The sequence below is a fragment of the Streptomyces sp. NPDC051907 genome (genome assembly GCF_040681075.1).
GTDB lineage: Bacteria > Actinomycetota > Actinomycetes > Streptomycetales > Streptomycetaceae > Streptomyces.
Map to the genome: position 1 here is coordinate 1 of NZ_JBFAYB010000126.1, position 20295 is coordinate 20295.

Here is a 20295-nt window from a genome sequence, read left to right on the forward strand (position 1 = left end):
GCCGATGGACGCCTGGTGGCTGATGAGCGCGGCGTTCGCGGCCCGGTACGTTGCCAGCCTCAGATACGTCTGGTCCACGTGGCACAGGCGGCCGTACTTCAGCGCGTCCGCGCCGCCCATCACCGGGGTGTAGCCGACGTTGCAGCCGTGCGCGACCAGCAGCGCGGCGATCGTGACGTTCAGGTCCCGCAGGCGGGCCTCGCCGCCGGTCACCGAGGTGAACGCCTGGTCGGCACCGGTCCAGGAGAACACCTCCAGCAGCACCTCGGGCAGATCCACCCGGGGCAGCATCGCGTTCACCGCCGCCCGCAGGTCGAGCAGAGAGGCCGGTTCGGGCTCCGGCTCCAGGGCCGCGAAGTGCAGCCGGCCGTCGTCGCCGAAGAAGATCTGCGCGTTGTCCGGGACCCGGGCGGCGACCTCCCGGTAGGTGCCGTCCAGCAGAGCGGCCCGCGCCGCCAGATGCCCGCCCGCCTCCCCGGGCAGATTCAGCGAGGCCAGCTCGGTCGGCCTGGTCTGCTCCCACGCCTCACCGGCCAGCAGCTTCGCGCGGGGGTCGCCCCACTTCGAGGAGTTGAGGGCGAACACCTGCTTGCTCCGCAGCATCCGGTGGACATGCTCCAGCACGCAGAACGTGTACGCCTTCCAGTCCACCGTCCCCGGTTCCAGATGCGGCGCCGCCAGCACCAGACGCCGCCACGACCCGGCCAGCAGGCCGGTGTCGATCTCGGCCGGGCCGACCTTCTTGCGGCCCATCAGCTCCGGGAGCAACTCAGCGCGTCCAGCACGGGCCTGCCCTCGGGAGTGGCGTCGAAGTCGACCACGGCGACCAGCAGCTTCAGGAACGGCCGCACCGTACCGAACCGGTTCACCAGCATCGCCCGCCACGCCTCATCGGCGTCCGAGTCCAGCGGCGGCGTCAGCTCGAACAGCGCGGCGATCGCCGCCGCCAGCTCGTGCCGGGACACCACCTGCTCGATCGCCGCCCACATCGCCTCCAGGCTCTCCACCTTCGGCGGGGCGATCTCGCCGGTGTTGGTGTCGACCTGCTCGCTCGTGGTGTCGAACACGACCTGGAACGCGGTCGCCAGCTTCGCCGACGCCCGCTCCACCCGCGGCAGGGTCTTGAGCTTCTCCTTTACGCTCTCCCGGTTTGCCTTCGCCAGCAGCTTCGTGGCGATCAGCACCTCCAGCAGGTCCAGGGCGTCGTCCACCGCCCCCGAGGTGAGGTAGACCAGACCGTGGTGGCCAACAGTGTCGCCAGCCGCCTCGAATCGGAGTGCCGGCGCAGCAGCGACGCCTTTCCGTCGACCCCGTACCGCGACAGCTCCGCAAGGCGCCGCGGCGGTATCCCCGACACGTCCAGGGCGCCCATCCCGAGCGCGGCGATCTCCTCCGCCCGCTCAAGCGCCCGCTTCATCTGCGGACCCGAGACCCGTACCGGCCCCCGCCGCAGCCGGTCCAGCTCCGAGACCCGCTCACCCGGCGGCACCACCAGCAGCGAGTCCAGCACCGCCCGCTGCCCCACACCGAGCATCCCGTACAGGGTGTCCCACAGCCGCTGGTTCGCCGCCTCCCGCACCGAGCGCACCAGCCGGGCCAGACGGTTCGCGCCCGGCAACAGCACCCGGCCCTCGCGCAGCACCCGGCCGCCGCGTCGAACAACGCCTTCGGCCCGTCCCCCGTCGTCTACGCCCGCGCGTCCAGCCAGCCCGCCAGCTCCTCGCGGACCTCGGCGAAGTCCCGCCAGCCCCCGGCCTCCTGGATCTCCCCGGCGTGCGTACGGGCCGTACCGTCCCGCTCGCCGTACAGCTTGAGACACGAGGCGTCCCGGATCTCCAGCTGCCCGGCCAGATACTCCGCCACCTCGACCGGCACCTGCCGGGGGTCCGGCATGAACCGGCCCAGGAACCGCACGCTCGTCAGCTGGACCGCGAACCCGAGCCGGTTGTGGGCGCGGCGCTTGGCCTGCACCGCGTCCCGGTCCGCGTCGTCCAGGAAGAAGTACCGCTCCAGCTCCGCCCGCGAGGGCACCTCATGGAACGACCCGTACCCGGCCGCCTGCTCATCCGTCAGGAACTCGACCGCCACAACAACACTCCGAAGATCGACAACAGCGACCCACGAAGACTCCGACGCTCAATCAGTGCAGGTCAAAGCGCCAATCGAGCCAGCGAACCCTTAGCGCACGATCTGACATGGATGTTCCTCAACCCCCGATTCCCCCGGCAGAGGACCACTGCCGGGGATCATGACGATCCTGCTGACGGCGGCTTGCGGGGACATCCGGACATCCCGTCCCGGGTGATCATCATCGAGGCCATCGTGGTCGCGGCCTACTTCATCGCTCGTCGATGCAGTCGCTGTCCGCCCGAGTGAGCGGAGCGGTCCCGTCTGGGAAGGCTGGCAGCGGGCACAGTACGCCCCAGCTTGCGACGAACCCGGCAACCTTCCACCGCCGAGCGCCGGACAAGGCGGCTCCGAAGAGTGCCGCGTCACCGAAGTCGGAGGCCGCTCTACAGGCTGTCACGGTCCGCAGTGTCTGCACGTCGGCTGCGAGGAGCATGGCGGTGCCGATGGCGATATCCCGGGTGCCGATGGCCCGGATCAACAGTGCTGTCGACGAAGGTGCCGAGCCGTCTATGTCGGCCAGGCCGCACGGCTTGGCCAACCAGACTGGGCGAGCCACGATCGCGGCGCTGTAGAGGACGGTTGCCGCCGCCAGCGCCCAGGCGAGCACAGGGCCGTATCCATGCTCGAAACTTCCCGCACAACGATGACTCACAACCCTCGGGACCCTCGGTCGCCGGCCCAGGTGTGGTTCGTCCCGCTTGCCGGCCGTACTTACCGATGCTGCTCGGCGCGTTCGACGGGGGCCAGTGTCGGGCGTACGTCAGCTGCAGGCACCACGCTTCTCGGCACTCTCCCTGATGTGCTCGTACTGACGCTCGCGCTTCTTGCTCGATCCAGCCGGCCTGACGCTTCTTCCCTCCAAGACTCGGGGCCCACGCTCAGCGGCGCCTTCATTCCTCGACCCACTCACAGTCCACACCGCGTGCTGTGGCCTGCCACCCGGGATCCTCACCCGGATGATCGGCGTCGTCCGGGATGGTGCTGTCCCCTGCACTCGGTCCCGGGTGTCTGTCCCATGCCCCGGAGCCTGCGGAGCTCTGGGACAGAGCTCTGGGTGTGGTTAGGAGTTGACGATGCGGCGTACGTTGTCGACCGAGCCACAGCCTGTCTTCAGCTGGCGCTCGCGCTCGCCACGGAATGCCGCTCCCAGTTCCTCGCGACGACCCGTCGCCACGTTCTCGCGTGCGCTGTTGAGGATGGTGCGCTCTTCCTCGTCCGTGTGGTGAGTGACGGCCTCCACCAGCTCTTCCAGCTTGGAGTCCCACTCCTCGGAGCCGACCTCGTCGACTTCGAGGAGGTGCAGGAGAGCCTTGTTGCCGTCGTCGTGTTCGTGCTCGCCGTGTTCGACTTCATCGTCGTCGATGTTCTTGTACCTCTTCAGCGCCGGATAGACCTCGGCTTCCTCGGCCAGCGCGTGGGCGATCAGCAGGTCGGCGAACTCCGCAAGCGCGCTGGCCCGGTCTGCCTCGATGCTGCGCATCAGGCGGAACAGATCCTCCATGCGCCGGTGGTCCTTAAGGATGAGTTCGACGACGTCCTGTGTCTCGGCCATGATGGGCACCACCTTCGTGCGAACGATCGGGATCACTACCGCATACCCTCATCGCTCGTAGCGATGACTCCCCGGCGGCAGGGCCACGAAACCGCTGGGGTACACCCATCCGGCCACGACCTGCTCGGCGACTCGGCCGTGCGGAGCAACGCGGCGCTCGGTGCCTCGTAGCCAATCGCGTTCCTTGAGCGTCGCTGCTGGGCAGGACGGCGGCGCTGACCACCGGGCCGAGCGGGGCCGCCCTGCCATCATCGCCAGCACCGATTACCTCGAACCGAGGGAGAGCCTCGGGGCGGACTGTCGAGTCTTGTCGTCAGCAATAGTCCTCAAGAGCACCGCGGCGCCGGGTGTCGAGGGTCGCGCAGTGGCACGAGTTCCAAGGCATTTGCAGGGCTATGCATGTGGTGACACCGCCCGGCGTGATCTCCCGATCGTCCTCTCCACGGTGCGCCCTTGTCGAGCGTGCGCGCGAGGATATCGAAGGGGCCCTCCCGGCGGGAGGGCCCCTTCATAGAATTCTCGAATTAGGACTTGAATGCGTCCTTGGCCTTTTCCTTGGCCTGGCGGGCGTCGCCAGTGCTCTTCTCGGCTCGCCCCTCGGCTGCCATGCGCTCGTTGCCAACGGCGCCACCCACAGCTTCCTTGGTCTTGCCCTTGGCCTGCTCGGTCTTGGCCTTGGCCTTCTCGCTGGCACTCATGGAACGCGCCTCCTCGTAGCTTCGAAGCCGTCAATCTCTCAAAGCCGCTGGTGCCCCGGCTATCCCTCCATAAACAAAGCTGTGTCGGTGAATGGAGACGGAATGGCAGGGCAAACGGAGCGCCAGGAGGTTGATAACTATGGTTCCCCTGCTTCTCGTTCTGCTTCTCGCCGTGATCCTTTTCGGCGCCGGTTTCGCCGTCAAGGTCCTGTGGTGGGTGGCCGTCGCGGTCCTGGTGCTGTGGCTGCTCGGATTCGTCATGCGCTCCACCAATGCCGGCGGCGGCCGGGGCCGCTGGTACCGATGGTGAGCCAATCCCTCGCCGCACCTCGCCCTCGGGGTCCCACCGTCAGACGGTGGGACCCCGAGCCGCGTCTCAGAGGTGCGCGGCTCGAAGGGAACGCGGCGGCCGGCCCGGAATTGTCCGCGTCTGAAACCAAGCACGGGGTACGCGCCCGATGTCGGGGGCGTGGCGGGGCCCATGCGCACCGGAACCTGCGCAACCTCCGGCCACGCCCCGACCCCCGCGAGCTCGCGACGCAGCCTGCCCACGGATGAACATTTATGAGAATCACCGTCCGCGACAGCCGTGACGCTCAGTTCACGGTGGGGCTGCGGCGTTCGACCAGGACGACGTCGCGCCAGGTGCCGTGATGGCGACCGATGCGCTCGCGGGTGCCGATGACGCGGAACCCGACCCGCTGATGGAGGGCGAGGCTGGCGGTGTTCTCCGGGAAGATGCCGGACTGCACCGTCCAGATCCCGGCGGCGTCAGTGGATGCGAGGAGGGCCGTCAGCAGGGCCAGGCCCACGCCGCGGCCGCGGGCGCCGGGGTGGACGTAGACGGAGTGCTCGACGACGCCGGCGTACGCGCACCGGTCGGAGACCGGAACCACGGCCGCCCAGCCCAGGATCTGCCCGCCCTCATCCAGGGCGACCAGACGGTGGCCGGACGACTTGGCGGCGTCGAACGCTTCCCACGTCGGGGCGGTGGTCTCGAAGGTGGCATTGCCCTCGTCGATGCCGAGTTGGTAGATCGCCAGGACCTGTTCGGCATGCTCCGGCCGCATGGGCGCGATGCGCACGCCCACCCCGGCGGCCGTCACGCCGCGGGCTCGATGCCGAGTTCGGCGAGCAGGCCGCGGATGCGCCGCTCGATCTCGTCGCGGATCGGACGGACCGCCTCGACGCCCTGGCCGGCCGGGTCGTTGAGCTGCCAGTCCAGGTACCGCTTGCCGGGGAAGTAGGGGCAGGCGTCGCCGCAGCCCATGGTGATCACCACGTCCGAGGACTGCACCGCCTCGGTGGTGAGGACCTTCGGGGTCTCGGCCGAGATGTCGATGCCGGCTTCCAGCATGGCCTCGACCACGGCCGGGTTCACCGTGTCGGCGGGGGCGGATCCGGCCGAGCGGACCTGGACGCGGTCGTCGCCGAGGTGGGTGAGGAAGGCGGCGGCCATCTGGGACCGGCCGGCGTTGTGCACGCAGACGAACAGCACGGACGGGATGGCGGAGGTGCTCATCAGGTCAGGGCGCTTTCTTCGGTGGAACGGGCGGGAGCGGCGGGCTGCTGCCCGCCAAGGGGGAGGACGACCTCGTCGTCGGCTGCGGCGGCGGTCGGGCGGCCGAAGCAGACGGCGACCAGGCCGAGACCGGCGGCGGCGCCGACCAGCTGGGCGGCGAGGAACGGCAGCACGGAGGCGGGCGCGATGCCGGCGAAGGTGTCGGTGAACGCCCGGCCGATGGTGACGGCCGGGTTGGCGAAGGACGTGGAGGAGGTGAACCAGTACGCCGCCCCGATGTAGGAGGCGACCAGCAGCGGCGCGAGGTGCGCGCGGCCGACGCGGACCAGGCCGAAGATGAGCCAGACCAGCCCGGCGGTGGCCACGATCTCCCCCAGCCACAGGTGCCCCGCGGCGCGGTCGTGGGTGGAGAAGTGGACCAGCGGCTTGCCGAACATGGCGTCGGCCAGCACCGCGCCGCCGATTGCCCCGGCGACCTGTGCGGGCACGTACACCGCGACGTCGCGCAGGGCGGGGGCTTCGCCGGTCCGGCGGCCGGTGAACCAGGCTGCCATGGTGACCACCGGGTTGAAGTGGGCCCCGGACACCGGTCCCAGCAGGGCGATCAGCACGCCGAGGCCGAAGACGGTGGCCAGGGAATTGGCCAGCAGCTGCACGCCGACGTCGCGGGTCAGTGCGGTGGCCTGGATGCCGGAGCCGACCACCACCGCGACCAGCGCGGCCGTGCCGATCCCTTCGACAACCGCCCGCCGGGCCAGCGGCGCCGACGCGCTCACTCCGGCGCCTTCGCGGGTACGGCGGGGGTCTGGAGCAGGGCGGACAGTTTCGCCAGAGCTTCGGGGAGCACCCAGTAGTACACCCAGGTCCCGCGCCGCTCGGAGCCGACCAGCCCGGCCTCGCGCAGCACCTTCAGGTGGTGGGAGATGGTGGGCTGGGAGACGTCGAACGGGCCGATGAGGTCGCACACGCACGCCTCGCCGCCCTCGTGCGAGGCGATCAGCGACAGCAGGCGCAGCCGGATCGGGTCCGACAGCGCCTTGAACATCCGCGACAGTTCGGCCGCAGCCTCCTCGCCCAGCGGCTCGCGGACCATCGGCGCACAGCACACCGCATCGTCCTGCCAGAGCACCGGCAGACCAGCTTGTTTCGACATGTCTCTATGTTGACAGCCATCTAATCCGGTGGCAAGGTCGACTGCATCGACAGACGTCGAAACAAGCCTTTCTCTGATGGGAGACCGCCATGTCCCGCGTTCAGCTCGCCCTGCGCGTCGCAGACCTCGAAGCCTCGATCGTCTTCTACTCCAAGCTGTTGGGCGCCGAGCCCGCCAAGCGGCGCGAGGGATACGCCAACTTCGCCATCACCGAGCCCCCGCTCAAGCTCGTCCTCATCGAGGGCGAGACGGGCGAGGACACCCGCCTGGACCACCTCGGCGTCGAGGTCGCCTCCACCGAGGACGTCGCCGCCGCCACGACCCGGCTGAAGGAAGCGGGCCTGGCCACCTTCGAGGAGAAGGACACCTCCTGCTGCTACGCCCTGCAGGACAAGGTGTGGGTCCACGGCCCCGGCAAGGAGCCCTGGGAGGTCTACGTCGTCAAGGCCGACGCCGACACCTTTCAGAAGGCCGACACCTCGCCCGATGCCTGCTGCGGCACCACGGCCTGCTGCACCCCGGACGAACAGGCCGTAGACCCGGCCCAGACTCCCGCCGAGGCGAAGGCCGCCGCCAGGTGTGCCTGCGGCAGCTGACCCCGGCGACCGGCTCAGGTCTCCATACTGTTGAGGCGACCCGGTTAGGCGTGTCCGGTGTGACTATTCGGCTGTTCGTGCTGCCGTTACGCTGGGGCCGTGATGATCAGGGGCAAAGGTAGAGGGTGGCTCGTCGTCGCCGCACTGACCGCTTCTGCGGTACTCACCTCGGGGTGTGCGAACTCAGTCGACCCCGACGAGCTGCCCGGGGTGTACCGCAACGACGCGACCCGCGGCGAGATCCTGCTCGAGTCCGACGGGAGGTTCTCTGCCACTGATGTGTCGACAGACTCGCTCTCCGGCCCGGGCGACTTCAGCGGTCGATGGGAGTTCGTCGACAGCTCGTCCAGCGACTTCATCTACCTGACAGTCGACGACGGTGGTCTCGGTGAGACCGGCGGCATCCAGCTCTACACGAGCGGCCGGGAGACGGTGGAGTTCCGTACTCCGGATAAGACGCCCTCCCTGGTGCTCAGCAAGGTGGCCGCGCCGTAGATCCTGCGTGCCCAGTCCGGCGCGTGGCGGCACCACACCCGACGGTGCCGGTCGATCCGGGAACGGCAGATCCGGGCGGCACGCCGTCATCTCGCGAAGGCTCGGCGCCTTGTGGATCCGGCGCTTGCGTCCCTCAGGGACCGTGAACTTGAAGTGCTTGACCACATGGGGGACGTACGTCTGCTCCGGGTCGATGCCCGCATCCCCGAGTGCCCGCATCAGAATCTTCCCCGCCGGGCCCACGAACGGCCTGCCCTGCAGGTCGCCTTCGCATGCGTCATGCTCGTCGGCGAGCAGCCGGGCGACCAGGAGCAGCGGGCAGCCCCGGCACCCGGCCGCCGCCTTGCGCAGGCCGGGCAGCCTCGCACGTCGGCCGGTCAGGAACGGTGTGGCGTCGTACTGCTGCCCTTCGTCGATCTGTGGGCTGGCAGCCGTCTTATGCGGTGGTCGGGGCCGGCGTCCTCGTCGCCCGAGGGACGCGGCCAGCGAGCCGCCGCCGCTCTTCCCCTGGACCCGGCCGGGCCGGTCACCACGGTGTGCTTCCGGCGATCACTGGCCGGCCGCGGGTGAATGAGCCCGGGCGAATCGGCAGCAGAGCCGGGGCAGAGGGGACGGCCCGGTTCTGCTGCCGATAGGGGCGTGCGGTGTCGCGAGCTCAGGACGCGTGCGGTGTCAGCGGCTCGGTCTGCGCCTGCGTGGTGGCCGGGAGTGAGGCGGTGCCCGCTACTTGATGGTCTTGGCGATGACGCCGACGCCGACGTTCTGGTCGCCGTCGCGGATGGCGAATCGCTGGCCGGCCTCCAGTGCGACGGGCTCGGAGAGCGTGACCGTCATCTGGAGGTGGTCTCCGGGGTTGGCCTTTTCGACGCCTTCGGGCAGCTCCACGCTGCGGTGACGTCGGCCGTGCGAAGGCGGAACCGGGGGCTGCAACCGGTGGAGAACGGGGTGGCCCGCCCGCCCTCCTCCGCGCGCAGGATCAGGATGTAGACCTCGGCGGTGAACTCGGGGTGCACGCCGACGGAGCCCGGCTTGGCGAGGATCTGGCCGCGTTCGACCCTGTTGGGCTCGATGTCGCGCAGCAGCACGTTGCAGGTCTCGCCGGCGCGGCCCTCGTCGGCCTGCTTGCCGGAGATCAGGATGCTGGTGCAGGTGGCCTTGGCGTTGGGCCGCAGGCCGACGACCTCCACTGCGTCCTGGGCCTTGATGCGGCCGCGTTCGATCCGCCCGGTGACGACGGTGCCGTCGGCGGAGTCGGAGGACACGTTCTCGATCGCCATCAGGAGCGGCTGGTCGACGGCGTGTACCGGTTCGGGGGCAGAGCACGGGCGACGTCGGCCTGGGCGACCATGCCGACCAGGTCGTGACCGTCGATGACGGGCAGTCGGCGCACCTTGTGCTGGGTCATGGTGCGCAGGATGTCCTCGGCATCGTCGTCCGCGCCGATCGTCACGGCTTCGCCCTGGGCCAGCTCGTCGGCCTCGACCGAGGCGGGGTCCTCGCCCTCTCCGAGTACCTACACGACGATGTCGCGGTCGGTGAGCATTCCCTTGAGCTTGTTGTCCGTGCCGCAGATCGGCAGTGCGCCGACGCCCAGGTCCTTCAATCTTCCTGGCGGCGTCCAGGACGCTCTCGTCCGCGCCGACGGACTCGGTTCCGCCGCCCCGCGGACCTGTACAGGCAGCGGATGCATGTTGATGAGGGGGCCACGGGTTCCCCCGTCGCAGACCCCGTAACGGGCACCACGCAAACGTGACCCGTAAGAGGCGCGCAATCAGGCGCGTCCCGGCCGGACCGGCGCGAAGAGGCAATGTCAAGGGAGAAGCGATCCGTACGAATGGGGCGCGACCCCGGACCGGCGTAGGCCGGGGCGTCTGCACGTCCGCGGGCTGGTCCACGTCGCGCGCCGGTTCTCTGGAGAGAGACGAAGCCCTGGACAGAAGGGGACGGACGTCCAGGGCCTGGCCCAGCCACTCCAGAGTTGGGAGCGCTTTGGAGGTAGCGGCTCCAGTCTGCGGCAAATCCCTCGTTCTGCCGGCGTCCGCAGCTGCGTGTCTCGCTCCTTGCTGCCGTCCGAAGGACACAGAGAAACCGGCTCTGCACCGTCTGCGAGCAGGAGTCATCCTGCCTTGCGTGGCACCCCGCATCGAACTGCCCCGCCTCGAACGTGTCGGCCCCGTAGAAGCGTCCGCAGAGACTCGCAGACTCTCGACCACGGTGCGGCCAGCCTCACCAGCGTCCGGGACGGCAACGCATCCCCGCACTGTGCGAGAGGCGAGCGCTCCGGGCTGGGGTTACGTTTGATGCTTCGAAGATCGCCGGAATGCTGAATGGGGCGCCTCTCCCGGGGCAGACGCAGCGTGTACTCATGGAAGCGGCCATCACGGGCGCGTGGCGTTCGATCCGGAGGTACGCGATGCCCAGTACGGCTCTGAGCGGTGGTGCGCTGCCTGGCAGCCTAGTGATCCTCCCGAGTGTCTATCGCCCGCAGGCAGACACACGTCTACTCGCCGACGCACTTGCCTTCGAGGACCTCGGGCACAGGGACGTCCTGGAAATCGGCACGGGGACTGGTGCACTGGCCTTGCACGCCTCGCGCTGGGGCGCCGTGGTCACGGCAGTCGACGTCTCCTGGCCCGCAGTCCTCACGGCGCGGATGAACGCTCTGCTCTGCGGGCTTCCCCTGCGCGTCCTGCACGGTGACTTCGCGGCACGTACCGTCGGCCGGCGGTACGACCTGGTCGTGGCGAATCCACCGTACGTGCCCGGTCCCGGGGCGCGGTTGCCCTCGCGTGGCCCGGCGCGAGCTTGGGACGCGGGCCACGACGGACGCCTGCTGATCGACCGGATCTGCGCGACCGCTCCGGCTCTGCTGCGTCCCGGCGGCGTCCTCCTCATGGTGCATTCAGGCATGTGCGGAGCAGAGGCGACCGTGGACCGATTGACCGAGGCAGGGCTGTCCGCCCAGGTCACGGCCAAAGCCTCCGTCCCCTGGGGCCCGGTCCTGCGCTCGCGGCGGGTCTGGCTGCAGCGGCAGGGCCTGGCGAGCGAATCCGAGGAGTGGGAAGAGCTGGTGGTCATCCGTGCCCAGAACCTCTGACGGCGACCCGCGCCCGGCGTCCGCGCCGGCATCCTCCCGCCGATTGACCGTGGATCCGCCAAAGCCGGTCCGCTTCGAGGCCCCGGTCCAAACGATCTGGACGACGCGACGACCGCCCCCTCCGACCGTGGCGCAGCCGCCGTGGGCGCCTGCCGTCGCAGTCGCACGTACGCCGTGCGACTCCCGGCACCGCGAGCGAACCGTCTCGCCGCCTGAGGACAGGAACCCGTGATGGCACCTCACAGCCCGAGCCCGGCGGCCACGGCTGCCGCCCCCCGCCTCGTGGAGGGGCGGGGCGAACTGTCCCGCGCCGTGACGGACGCTTTGCGATCCGGCGGCACGCTGCGATACGCCCCGGGAGAGGTCTTGACGGCAGACCCCTACGGCGAGGACCTCCAGCTCGCCCTCTACCTGTTGTACGAGCTGCACTACCGCGGTTTCGAAGGAGTGGACGACGCACGCGAGTGGGACCCCGACCTGCTGCGACTGCGCCAAGCGATGGAAGCGCGCTTTCTCGACGCCATGCACACCGAGCTGTCCGACGCGCCCCAGACGGTCGAGGACGCCTTCGCACCGCTCCTGGTGGAGCCCGTAGACCTCTCCGGCAGCCTCAGCCGATACCTCGAAACCGACGGCGAACTGTGGCAGCTACGCGAGTATGCGACCCTTCGCTCCCTCTACCACCTCAAAGAAGCCGACCCGCACGCCTGGGCGATCCCCCGCCTCACGGGGCGGGCCAAGGCTGCCTTCGTCGCCATCGAGTACGACGAGTTCGGCGCCGGCCGCGCCGAGCGCATCCACGCGCGGCTCTTCGCGGACCTCATGGCCGACCTCGGCCTCGATCCCGCTTACGGCCGGTACCTGGACCACGCGCCTGCGCCCCTCCTCGCGACGGTCAACCTCATGTCCCTCTTCGGACTCCACCGGGCCCTGCGCGGCGCCCTCGTCGGCCACTTCGCGTGCGTCGAGGTCACCTCGCCCCCTGGCTCCAGGCGGCTGGTCAAGGCCATGCGGCGCTGCGGGGCGGGAGCCGCCGCCGAGCACTTCTACGCCGAACACGTCGAGGCCGACGCCGTCCACGAACAGGTCGTACGCCACGACGTCATCGGAGGTCTCCTCACCGACGAGCCCTCCCTGGAGGCCGACGTCGCCTTCGGCTGCGCAGCGACCCTCCTGCTGGAGGACCGCCTCGCCCACCACATCCGCGATGCGTGGGCTCAGGGAAGCACTGCGCTGCGCAGACCCCTGCCGTAAGGCTCCCTCGAAGCCAGAGCGAACGGAAAGGGCCATGCATCGCAGGGCTCGGGGGGCTTGGGCCGCCGCGCGGGTATCATCACCGGCCGCGCGCAACTAGCCGCACCACCGGTGGGCTTGCCAGGCGAAAACGAGGACGGGTCCCCTGCCTGACCGGGCCGCGTGGAGCGGAAGCCGAAGCGGCTCGCCTCATACGGTCCGCAGGGCTTGGCCGTCGCTGCGCCGTCGTCCTTGGCCACGCCCGCGTCGAACCGCGTCAGGTTGTACCTCGCGGGTGCCCCGACCAGTCCAGCACAGGCCGCCAACGTTCCTACGATGCGCTACCAGTAGTGCTTGCGGCCGCCGACGGCGTGCCCGGCCGCTCCCATGATCCAGAGAATGGCCCCGATCACGAGCAGAACGATCCCGATGGTCCACAGGATCGAGAGCCCGGTCACGAAGCCGATCACGAGCAAGATGACGCCGAGGACGAGCATGGTGTCCTCCGTTCTCGCTTGACGGGTCATTACCAGGCTAGGCGCCAGTCGTGCCCAATGGCTTGTCCGGGCACGACCCCATGGAGCAATCGCGTGATTCTCACCTGGGACTCTGCATTCTGATCGCCCCCCTCGTCGTCGGCGTGGCCAGCCGGAGACGTCGGCGGCAGGGGCGAGTCATGTCGTCGACGCAGACGGCGGTTTCTCGGCTTCGGACACCACGTCAGGCTGGATCGATGACCGACGGGAACGCCTCAAGACTCGTGGGCCGCAGCCCTTCGCGGCCACCCGGGCGCATGGCGTCGATGAACACAGGAAGTGCACGGGATCGGCCGCGTCCTCTGCTTGTACGAAGCATGCCCTGGCGTACGAAACGAAGGGAGGCGGCTCGCACGGCGGTCGTGATACCGGGTGGCGAGTCGATCTGCCTCAGAATCGGAGGCGGCTGAAAGCCCGACCGGTGCCAAGGGCCGGCTCTGATTGGTGTTCGGCCCTGCTCCGCAAGCTGGCTGAGCATCCTCAACCGGTCAGAGCAACCCCATATGCTTGTTTTTGCGCAGGATGGGACGATAGGGGTGTCAGAGGGACACGGTCATTCCGTGCGTCCACCCCGAGGCAGACAGCAGGCAAGGCCATGACCAAAGAGCCGAGGCGGTCCCAGCCCAAGCATGGCGAGGGCCCGAGTCCTCACAAGGGCACCGAGCAACACGGCTGGTCGCCGGATGTGGACGAGACCAGCCAGCAGGAGAACCCAAGTGCCCACCGTTCCTTCCACCCGGACAAGTACGCCCCAGGCAAGGGCCCCGGCCGGGCGGTCCCCGAGGAAGAGGCGGGCAACCCCCACGGCAAACCTGTGAAGAGCAGCGGCAGGCGGGGGGAGGAGCAGAGCAAGGACTCCGAAGAGAAGGGCATGCACGACCGCGGATCCCGAGGCCCGTCCCAGCGTCCCAGCGGGACCAAGGACGCCTCCGCCTCGACCGGGGTCGACCCCCAGGACCCGCCCGGGACCCGCAGCGCCGGATAGCACGCCGTGGCAGAGCTGGACGCGTTCACCGACGTTCTCGACTATCCGATGTACGTGGTGACGGCGGCGGCCGGGGACCGGCAGGCCGGCTGCCTGGTGGGCTTCGCCTCCCAGTGCTCGATCGACCCTCCCCGCTTCATGGTGTGGCTCTCCAAGGCCAACCACACGTACCGGATCGCGAGAGACGCCACTTACCTCACCGTGCACGCGCTGCGGGACGATCAGAAGCGCACGGCGGAGCTCTTTGGGAGCCGAACCGGTGACGAAGTAGACAAATTTGAGCACCTCGCTTGGCGTCGGTCGGCCCACGGCGCGGCGCCGATCCTGGACTGGGCCTGCGCCTGGTTCCTCGGCCGGGTCGAAGGGCGCGTCGACGGCGGAGACCACGTGGGATTCCTGCTCTCGCCGGTCGAGGGGAGCCATGCCGGCCCGGTACGACCGTCCTTGCTCCTCTTGAGCGACGTCGTGGACCTCGAGCCCGGCCATCCGGCGTGAGCATCCCGTGCCTGAAGAGCGGCGGCTGGGCGCTGGCAGCGCCCAGGCTTGCTCGGCAGCCGTGTCAGTTGAGTCGGGACACGAGCTTGCGGTGCTCGAGGGCCGAGAGGTCGGTGGCCTGGACGAGGACCTGAATGCCGTCGAGTGCGTCGCGCAGAGCGGCGGAGGCCCGGACGTAGGCGGCTTCGTGCTCCGGGGCAGAGGCTTCCGGGAGCCAGGAGATCATCGCGACCTCGTTCATGCGCGCCCCGACGGCAGTGGCGAACGCCAGGTCGTAGACGATGATGCGGGGCTCGTCGGCGGGCAGCGACTGCAAGAGCTCGTCGTGGGTCAGGTTGCCCTGCGACTCGGGCACGACAGCGTCCAGCGTGCTGCTGAGCCGGTAGATCACCGTGTTGACGTCCCGTTTGCCTTTCAGCTCCTGGAAAGCGCTGATGCAGCTCCCGTCCACGGCGATCTCACTGCTCACAGGACACCTTTCGGCTGGGGTGGATGAGCGGCTCAACGAAACGCGTCCCCGCGAGGTTCTGTCCTGGGCCGAGCATGTCGGCACAGGACCACCTCTGCCACCTAACGCCGGCTGGGGGGGAGAACTGGGCCGAGGTGCCAGGAACCCTGGTCGCTGCACTTGGGCCCGCGTCTGACGCGGGCCCATAAAACCCGAGGGCTCGATCTGCCGGCCTGCACTGCGCGGCGCCACATCGGAGTGTCCAACGCCGTCATCGGGCGGGCCCGCAGCCATGATGAGCCATGACGTACAGCGGGTCGCAGTGGCGTGAGACGGCCATCCCCGGGTTGCACGTCCGGACGGGCGAAGGGACTGCCGGGGCACGGCTGTTGGGCTGGCCGGGGGTTCTGCCGCTGTCGGTGATCCGGTCCGTGGTGCTCGCAGAGCCGGTGCCACCGTCCCAGGCGTGTCGTCTGCCCACCCGGCGAGGGGATGCGGTGACAATGGCGGCCGACACCGGCACGACACCAGCGGGAGCGAGCGTGGCACAGGGAACCGTCAAGTGGTTCAACGCTGAGAAGGGTTTCGGCTTCATCGAGCAGGACTCCGGCCCCGACCTCTTCGTCCACTACTCCGAGATCCAGGCCACCGGCTACCGCAGCCTGGAGGATGGCCAGCGGGTCGAGTACGAGGTCAATCAGGGCCCGAAGGGCCCCCAGGCCACCATGGTCAGAGTCACCTGACGACCCGCGAGTCGCTGGCCCCGGCTTGCCTCAAAAGCGTCGTGATCCCGGAAAGTGCCTCACGGACGGACGGGACCTCGGCGTCCTCGTGCGCGTAGGTGTTGAGCATGTCGATCACGATGAGCGCCGTACGAGGCATGGGATCCGCCTCCTCTCGGCTTGTTTCCGCCCCGCTCCCTCCCAGTCGCACCAGCTCCAGGTCATCACTCAGGAGCAATCGAGCGAGACTCGGACAGGCCCGGCAAGCGACCGTGGGCGGAACCTGAGAAGCCGTCACCGCCGCCCGCCGTCGTGCGCGCGGCGTCCGACGACGGCCGCACGAGCGGCGGCCTGCCGAGCCGCCGGTCAGGCTTCATCGAGTCCCATGGCCTGTTCCAGACCGGCTTCGCACTCCTGCACGCCTCCCTCGTGTGCGGCGATGACCGCGTAGCGCCACGAGTGGCCGTCCGTCGGCGCGTCCGCGTAGAGCACAACCCCCTCACCGCGCGCCGGGTCGAAGGCGAGGCGGTGTCCACGCAGCCGGTCGAGAGCTTCTTCGAAGCCGAAGGACATCCGTGTCCGCCTCTTCGAGACCGCCCACGCCGGACGCGAAACACCGGACGCCGCCGTCAGCCGGTAGACCATCGTGTGGGGCGTGGTGGTTGCTGTACGGCGGACGTTGCTCTCGCTTGCGTACACGACGCCGGCCTTGCTGACGAGAGCGTCCACTCCGAACGGGCCGAGGTACCCCCCTTCGGCCAGGTGGCGGCCCAGCCGCATCCCCCACGCCTCCAGTTCGCGGGCCACGTGCGCACAGGACGGCGGCAAGGGGGACACGTAGCCCGTGAACGAGCCCTGCTCCGTACGCATCGCACCGCTGAACAGGGCGCGCGTCCCGGAAGCCGTGTTCTCCATCTGAATGCTCACCGATTCCGCCGCCGGCACGTACTCCTCCACCACCCACGTCCCGTCGGGGCCGCCGACGGACTCCAGCGCTAGGGCAACGCCTCGCGCGTCCTTCCGCGAAAGGAAGCGCAGACCGTGCCCCCCTGCGGAGCGGTCGGGTCTGACCACCACGCGCTCATGCTGCTGAAGCAGTCGGTTGACCACCTCCTCCAGCTCCGGGCGTCGGCACACCTCCCCCTGCGGCAAGCGCATGCCCACGCGCACGGCGGCCTGGCGAAAGCCCGCCTTCGTGTTCAGCAGCATCGTGATCGGCAGGGCGACCGCGGCGTCGTCGACCGTGTTGTAGGGGTGCACGGTGATTCCGAGTTGCCGTGCGAACGCGAGGGCGGACGCGTCCATGGCTGTGGGCAGCAGGGCCGCGCCAGGCCGGCCCGCGTGCACTCGTACCTCTCCCAAGAGCCCGGCCCGGACAACCGCTTCCGCGAGGGGGACGGAGCCCGCGGGCGGCACCTCGATGATCGCAGCCTGCTCACTGGGCACTCCCGTCAGGGCGCTCACATACCGGCGGAACTCCCTACTCAGCGGTGCAGGGCTCACAAGCACGTCTCCGGGCCGCAGCAGCCATGCCTCCCGTGGTGCCTGCATCGCCCACTGCGCCAGTACATGACCCTGTTGGAGATCCACCGCCAAGTCGGAAAGGAAGTTGGCGAAGACAGCCAATGGAGCTGAATCCGGCTCGTGCACCGCTGCCCTCTCGCTGGCCCTGCCGCCCTGTCCTACCGTGCACTGCCGTGCTCACGTCCGCATATGCCGGTCGATCAGTCGGCTGACGTGTTCGCGGCTACCCCGAGGCGGTCTCCGGCAGCCCCTCGTCCGGTCGGCGTGGGATGCGGGCAGATGCGGGTACGCGCACCATGACCTTGACGTCCCATCCGTCGATGAAGGGTTTCGCCATGCCTCGAGGTTCGAGCCCCAAGCGAGAACGCCAATACGAGCACATTAAGGAGTCCGGCGAGGAGCGCGGCATGTCCGAAGACCGTGCGAAGGAGATGGCCTCCCGCACGGTGAACAAGGAGCGTGCCCGGTCGGGAGAGAGCAAGACGGCCAGTCGTAGCTCCACGCAGGGCAGGTCCGCCTCGCAACGGGGTGGACAGAAGTCCGGCGGTGGAGGCGGTAGCTCATCCGGACGCACCAAGGACGAGCTCTACCAGGAGGCGAAGAAGCGCGGTGTCGAAGGCCGCTCGACCATGACCAAGCAGCAGCTCAAGAACGCCCTCGGCCACTGACCGCGCGGGGGCTCCAAGCATCCGGCCGAACAGTCCCCCTACGATTCGTGGCCGCCTGGGCCGTGCCCCAGCGGACGGCTCGCGCCATGGCCCACGGTGGTCGACGTCTGGACGGAAGACGACTTGGTGCAGTTCCGCACAACCGCGACGCCCGCCGTGCACAGTGCCCCGACCAGGTCTTAGCGGCCGTCACCCTGTCGAGCTTGCCCGACAGCTCACGTCTCCTCACCGCGGCCGACAGCACCCAGGAAGGGCCATGATGGGAGATCCCATGCCTCAGGAACCAGCCCGAGTCCCCGATCCGACGACCGCCCACCCCCGCCCTCCCTTTCCCGACCAAGAGCAGAAGCATCCTGGCTCCACGGAGCAGATGGAGCCACGACCGGACCATGGCGAGGACTCCTACCGAGGCCACGATGTCCTCCTCGGCCGGGCAGCGGTCGTCACCGGTGGCGACTCCGGGATCGGCAGGGCCGTCTGCCTGGCTTTCGCCCGGGAGGGCGCGGACGTGGTCTTCACCCACCTGCCCGAGGAGACGGACGAGGCAGCCGAGACAGCGCGTCTGGTTCGCGAGGCAGGCCGCAAGGCCGTACCGATCGTGTGTGACATCCGTGACGAGGACCAGTGCGCGGCCTTGATCGACCGTGCCGTTGACGAACTGGGGCACGTCGACATCCTCGTCAACAACGCCGCCTACCAGATGTCCCAGCCGGACGGGATCGAGGCGATCACCACCGAGCAGTTCGACCGGGTGATGAAGACCAACCTGTACGGAATGTTCTGGCTGACCCGAGGCGTCTTGGCCCACATGCCGCGGGGCGGCTGCGTCATCAACACCACCTCCGTCCAGGGGTACCAGCCGAGTCCGCACCTCCTCGACTACGCCATGACCAAGTCGGCGATCGTCTCCTTCACCCACGGGATGGCGCAGATGCTCGCCGAGCGCGGCATCCGCGTGAACGCCGTGGCACCTGGGCCGGTGTGGACGCCGCTGATCCCCGCGACGATGCCCGACGTCGAGGAGTTCGGCGAACAGTCCCCCATCGGTCGACCCGCCCAGCCCGTCGAGATGGCGCCCGCCTACGTGTTCTTGGCTTCGCCCCAGGCCAGCTACATCACCGGGGAGATCGTCAACGCCACCGGCGGCAAACCCCTGCCCTGACCCGATGCTCGGTGGCGCTTACGACGGCCGGGGAGAGCAGCACATGAGTGGGCGACTGCCGGCGGCCCGGGAGCGCGCCTCTCGAAGGCAGGGCAAGCTGTGCTTGGTGGGAAGGCGCTCCCGGCTCAGCAGCCCCACCACCTGCAAAGTCCCCAGAAAGGCGTGCCCGGTGGCGAAGCCTCTCACACCGCCCAGCAGCCGGGACTGCCCGACCACCGCTGATCCATTCCCCACCGCCCGCCGTTGGCTGCATTCCTTCCACGCTCGAAGCAGCTTTCGGCGTCGTGCCACTGCACCAAGGGTGCGCCCTCTCTGTCCGCATCTGCATCGCGCGCGTCGACGGCCCGTCATGCGATATGCGCTCAACGTCGACGTTCCAAATCCGCGCGAGGTCGTGGACGTGGGGCCTCGTTCGCGCAGTTGCGAAACCCAGGCAGGTCGCCGTCGGCGCCGCATTCGCGGGTGTTCTCCGCTGTCGGCTGGCCAGTCATCTGCAGAACATCGCAACCGGGCCGTCCGAGCATGCCGCGGATCAGGTGGAGGTTGCCGACGTGGACCGCAGCGGCCGTGGCCTGGTGGGACTGGCATAAGCCCTGCAGCACCGTGGACAGCAGCCGCTCGGCGCCGCCGAGCAGTAACGCGGCCTCCCTGATGCTGCTCACAGGCACGTCGCTCAAGACGGCCCGCCCGCTCCCCTCCGAGCCTCGCCACGGCCGCGGATGTCGAGGTGCACTTCCACGCGCCGACAGACATGGGTGTTCGCGTACGGGGTACCGGCGTCAGGACCACTGAGAACGGCTGCGTCCCAACGGCTGAGGAGCCCCGGCATGCTGATGGCCCACCCCGCAGTGCTGCGCACGCTCGTAGACGAGTACAAGGCCCTTGAGGCTCTGCACGCAGAACGCGGCGACGCCGAGCCGCGTGGGCGCATGGTCGATGTCGCCTGTGCTCTGTGCATATCCACCGGCACCGCCGACGTGGACGCGGCTCTGATCGCCGCGCGCCACCAGCTTCCAGGGGCTCAGGTGTATGACGACTCCCTCCTCGCCCCCCGTGGTGGTGCGGCGCGCCTGCGCGAGGCGGGCGATGGAGAAGTCACCGCCGGGCACGGCCTGGTGGAGCTGGGTGACGGTGATGCTGTCCGGGTCGGGCCCGGGGAGTACGAGGTGGTGTAGGGCTCGGGTGGGGAGCCGGGGTGTCCACTGGAGGGGTTCGGTGATGCCGTGCTCGTCGAGGAGCGCGTGCGCGGTGTGGGTGAGCAGGTCGGCTTCGGCGGGCA

At 69.2% G+C, this 20295-nt stretch carries 23 protein-coding genes and 5 pseudogenes; 11 read left to right on the forward strand and 17 right to left on the reverse strand.

The window, feature by feature from the left end; genetic code table 11:
• From AB0M39_RS37310 to AB0M39_RS37325, 4 genes and pseudogenes are all read right to left on the reverse strand, one after another.
• Positions 1–2088, reverse strand: a pseudogene (locus AB0M39_RS37310) (DUF4158 domain-containing protein); the annotation flags it as partial.
• Positions 2089–2338: 250 nt separating this feature from the next.
• Positions 2339–2737, reverse strand: a complete 399-nt coding sequence (locus tag AB0M39_RS37315; RefSeq protein WP_365372185.1) for a hypothetical protein — start codon at positions 2735–2737, stop codon at positions 2339–2341.
• Between the two features lie 453 nt (positions 2738–3190).
• Positions 3191–3682 carry a hemerythrin domain-containing protein gene (locus AB0M39_RS37320; protein WP_365372187.1) on the reverse strand — a complete coding sequence of 164 codons (492 nt, stop codon included), beginning with the start codon at positions 3680–3682 and terminating at the stop codon, positions 3191–3193.
• Positions 3683–4206: 524 nt separating this feature from the next.
• Complete coding sequence (locus AB0M39_RS37325; protein ID WP_365372190.1) at positions 4207–4380, reverse strand: CsbD family protein; 174 nt, start codon at positions 4378–4380, stop codon at positions 4207–4209.
• Positions 4381–4519: 139 nt separating this feature from the next.
• Between AB0M39_RS37325 and AB0M39_RS37330 the strand changes: the two genes are divergently transcribed.
• Entirely contained in the window at positions 4520–4690 is a 171-nt protein-coding gene (locus tag AB0M39_RS37330) for a hydrophobic protein (RefSeq protein ID WP_365372193.1), read from the forward strand.
• Between the two features lie 286 nt (positions 4691–4976).
• On the opposite strand, the gene AB0M39_RS37335 is transcribed toward AB0M39_RS37330, so the two are convergent.
• The 4 genes from AB0M39_RS37335 to AB0M39_RS37350 are packed head-to-tail and all read right to left on the reverse strand — an operon-like array spanning position 4977 to position 7055.
• Positions 4977–5450 carry an N-acetyltransferase family protein gene (locus AB0M39_RS37335; RefSeq protein ID WP_365372232.1) on the reverse strand — a complete coding sequence of 158 codons (474 nt, stop codon included), beginning with the start codon at positions 5448–5450 and terminating at the stop codon, positions 4977–4979.
• A 32-nt stretch (positions 5451–5482) separates the two neighbouring features.
• Complete coding sequence (locus tag AB0M39_RS37340; RefSeq protein ID WP_365372195.1) at positions 5483–5902, reverse strand: arsenate reductase ArsC; 420 nt, start codon at positions 5900–5902, stop codon at positions 5483–5485.
• Positions 5902–6678 carry an MIP/aquaporin family protein gene (locus AB0M39_RS37345; protein WP_365372198.1) on the reverse strand — a complete coding sequence of 259 codons (777 nt, stop codon included), beginning with the start codon at positions 6676–6678 and terminating at the stop codon, positions 5902–5904. The genes AB0M39_RS37340 and AB0M39_RS37345 overlap by 1 nt, the downstream gene beginning before the upstream one ends.
• On the reverse strand, positions 6675–7055 hold the full coding sequence (locus tag AB0M39_RS37350) for a metalloregulator ArsR/SmtB family transcription factor (RefSeq protein WP_365372200.1): 381 nt from the start codon (positions 7053–7055) through the stop codon (positions 6675–6677). Before AB0M39_RS37350 ends, AB0M39_RS37345 begins: the two co-directional genes overlap by 4 nt.
• Before the next feature lie 89 nt (positions 7056–7144).
• Between AB0M39_RS37350 and AB0M39_RS37355 the strand changes: the two genes are divergently transcribed.
• On the forward strand, positions 7145–7651 hold the full coding sequence (locus tag AB0M39_RS37355; RefSeq protein ID WP_365372203.1) for an ArsI/CadI family heavy metal resistance metalloenzyme: 507 nt from the start codon (positions 7145–7147) through the stop codon (positions 7649–7651).
• 102 nt (positions 7652–7753) lie between these two features.
• Positions 7754–8146: a hypothetical protein gene (locus AB0M39_RS37360; protein ID WP_365372235.1), complete on the forward strand. Its 393-nt coding sequence runs from the start codon at positions 7754–7756 to the stop codon at positions 8144–8146.
• Between the two features lie 72 nt (positions 8147–8218).
• Here AB0M39_RS37360 and AB0M39_RS37365 read toward each other — a convergent pair.
• The 4 genes and pseudogenes from AB0M39_RS37365 to AB0M39_RS37380 all read right to left on the reverse strand — a co-directional run.
• Positions 8219–8563: pseudogene (locus tag AB0M39_RS37365) on the reverse strand (uracil-DNA glycosylase family protein); the annotation flags it as partial.
• Positions 8564–8869: 306 nt separating this feature from the next.
• The gene (locus AB0M39_RS37370; protein ID WP_365372206.1) at positions 8870–8980 is read right to left on the reverse strand and encodes a hypothetical protein; all 111 of its coding nucleotides are present in this window, start codon (positions 8978–8980) and stop codon (positions 8870–8872) included.
• Positions 8977–9423: an EF-Tu/IF-2/RF-3 family GTPase gene (locus AB0M39_RS37375; RefSeq protein ID WP_365372209.1), complete on the reverse strand. Its 447-nt coding sequence runs from the start codon at positions 9421–9423 to the stop codon at positions 8977–8979. Before AB0M39_RS37375 ends, AB0M39_RS37370 begins: the two co-directional genes overlap by 4 nt.
• Positions 9423–9768 (reverse strand): annotated as a pseudogene (locus AB0M39_RS37380) (CBS domain-containing protein). Before AB0M39_RS37380 ends, AB0M39_RS37375 begins: the two are co-directional and overlap by 1 nt.
• Positions 9769–10559: 791 nt before the next feature.
• On the opposite strand from AB0M39_RS37380, the gene AB0M39_RS37385 reads away from it, so the two are divergent.
• Positions 10560–11243, forward strand: coding sequence for a HemK2/MTQ2 family protein methyltransferase (locus tag AB0M39_RS37385; protein ID WP_365372211.1), 684 nt, complete (start codon positions 10560–10562; stop codon positions 11241–11243).
• Positions 11244–11474: 231 nt separating this feature from the next.
• Positions 11475–12497, forward strand: coding sequence for an iron-containing redox enzyme family protein (locus AB0M39_RS37390; RefSeq protein ID WP_365372213.1), 1023 nt, complete (start codon positions 11475–11477; stop codon positions 12495–12497).
• 320 nt (positions 12498–12817) lie between these two features.
• Here the strand turns inward: AB0M39_RS37390 and AB0M39_RS37395 are convergent, their stop codons facing one another.
• Entirely contained in the window at positions 12818–12973 is a 156-nt protein-coding gene (locus AB0M39_RS37395; protein ID WP_365365655.1) for a DUF6131 family protein, read from the reverse strand.
• Between the two features lie 634 nt (positions 12974–13607).
• On the opposite strand from AB0M39_RS37395, the gene AB0M39_RS37400 reads away from it, so the two are divergent.
• Both AB0M39_RS37400 and AB0M39_RS37405 read left to right on the forward strand, forming a co-directional pair.
• Positions 13608–13997, forward strand: coding sequence for a hypothetical protein (locus tag AB0M39_RS37400; protein WP_365372215.1), 390 nt, complete (start codon positions 13608–13610; stop codon positions 13995–13997).
• A gap of 6 nt (positions 13998–14003) precedes the next feature.
• Positions 14004–14492, forward strand: coding sequence for a flavin reductase family protein (locus tag AB0M39_RS37405; protein ID WP_365372217.1), 489 nt, complete (start codon positions 14004–14006; stop codon positions 14490–14492).
• 64 nt (positions 14493–14556) lie between these two features.
• Here the strand turns inward: AB0M39_RS37405 and AB0M39_RS37410 are convergent, their stop codons facing one another.
• A complete protein-coding gene (locus AB0M39_RS37410; protein WP_365372221.1) occupies positions 14557–14961 on the reverse strand; it encodes a hypothetical protein in 405 nt (134 codons plus the stop codon).
• A gap of 521 nt (positions 14962–15482) precedes the next feature.
• On the opposite strand from AB0M39_RS37410, the gene AB0M39_RS37415 reads away from it, so the two are divergent.
• Positions 15483–15683 carry a cold-shock protein gene (locus AB0M39_RS37415; RefSeq protein ID WP_365372224.1) on the forward strand — a complete coding sequence of 67 codons (201 nt, stop codon included), beginning with the start codon at positions 15483–15485 and terminating at the stop codon, positions 15681–15683.
• On the opposite strand, the gene AB0M39_RS37420 is transcribed toward AB0M39_RS37415, so the two are convergent.
• Both AB0M39_RS37420 and AB0M39_RS37425 read right to left on the reverse strand, forming a co-directional pair.
• A complete protein-coding gene (locus tag AB0M39_RS37420) occupies positions 15676–15822 on the reverse strand; it encodes a hypothetical protein (RefSeq protein WP_365372227.1) in 147 nt (48 codons plus the stop codon). The genes AB0M39_RS37415 and AB0M39_RS37420 overlap by 8 nt on opposite strands.
• Before the next feature lie 206 nt (positions 15823–16028).
• Positions 16029–17213 carry a peptide ligase PGM1-related protein gene (locus AB0M39_RS37425; RefSeq protein ID WP_365372238.1) on the reverse strand — a complete coding sequence of 395 codons (1185 nt, stop codon included), beginning with the start codon at positions 17211–17213 and terminating at the stop codon, positions 16029–16031.
• Between the two features lie 308 nt (positions 17214–17521).
• On the opposite strand from AB0M39_RS37425, the gene AB0M39_RS37430 reads away from it, so the two are divergent.
• Together AB0M39_RS37430 and AB0M39_RS37435 are read left to right on the forward strand one after the other, a co-directional pair.
• Positions 17522–17854, forward strand: coding sequence for a plasmid stabilization protein (locus AB0M39_RS37430; RefSeq protein ID WP_365372240.1), 333 nt, complete (start codon positions 17522–17524; stop codon positions 17852–17854).
• 271 nt (positions 17855–18125) lie between these two features.
• Positions 18126–19016, forward strand: a complete 891-nt coding sequence (locus AB0M39_RS37435) for an SDR family oxidoreductase (RefSeq protein ID WP_365372229.1) — start codon at positions 18126–18128, stop codon at positions 19014–19016.
• Between the two features lie 319 nt (positions 19017–19335).
• Here the strand turns inward: AB0M39_RS37435 and AB0M39_RS37440 are convergent.
• Positions 19336–19699 (reverse strand): annotated as a pseudogene (locus tag AB0M39_RS37440) (nitrate reductase); the annotation flags it as partial.
• 144 nt (positions 19700–19843) lie between these two features.
• Between AB0M39_RS37440 and AB0M39_RS37445 the strand changes: the two are divergent.
• Positions 19844–20062, forward strand: a pseudogene (locus tag AB0M39_RS37445) (DUF5133 domain-containing protein); the annotation flags it as partial.
• Positions 20063–20295: the final 233 nt, after the last annotated feature.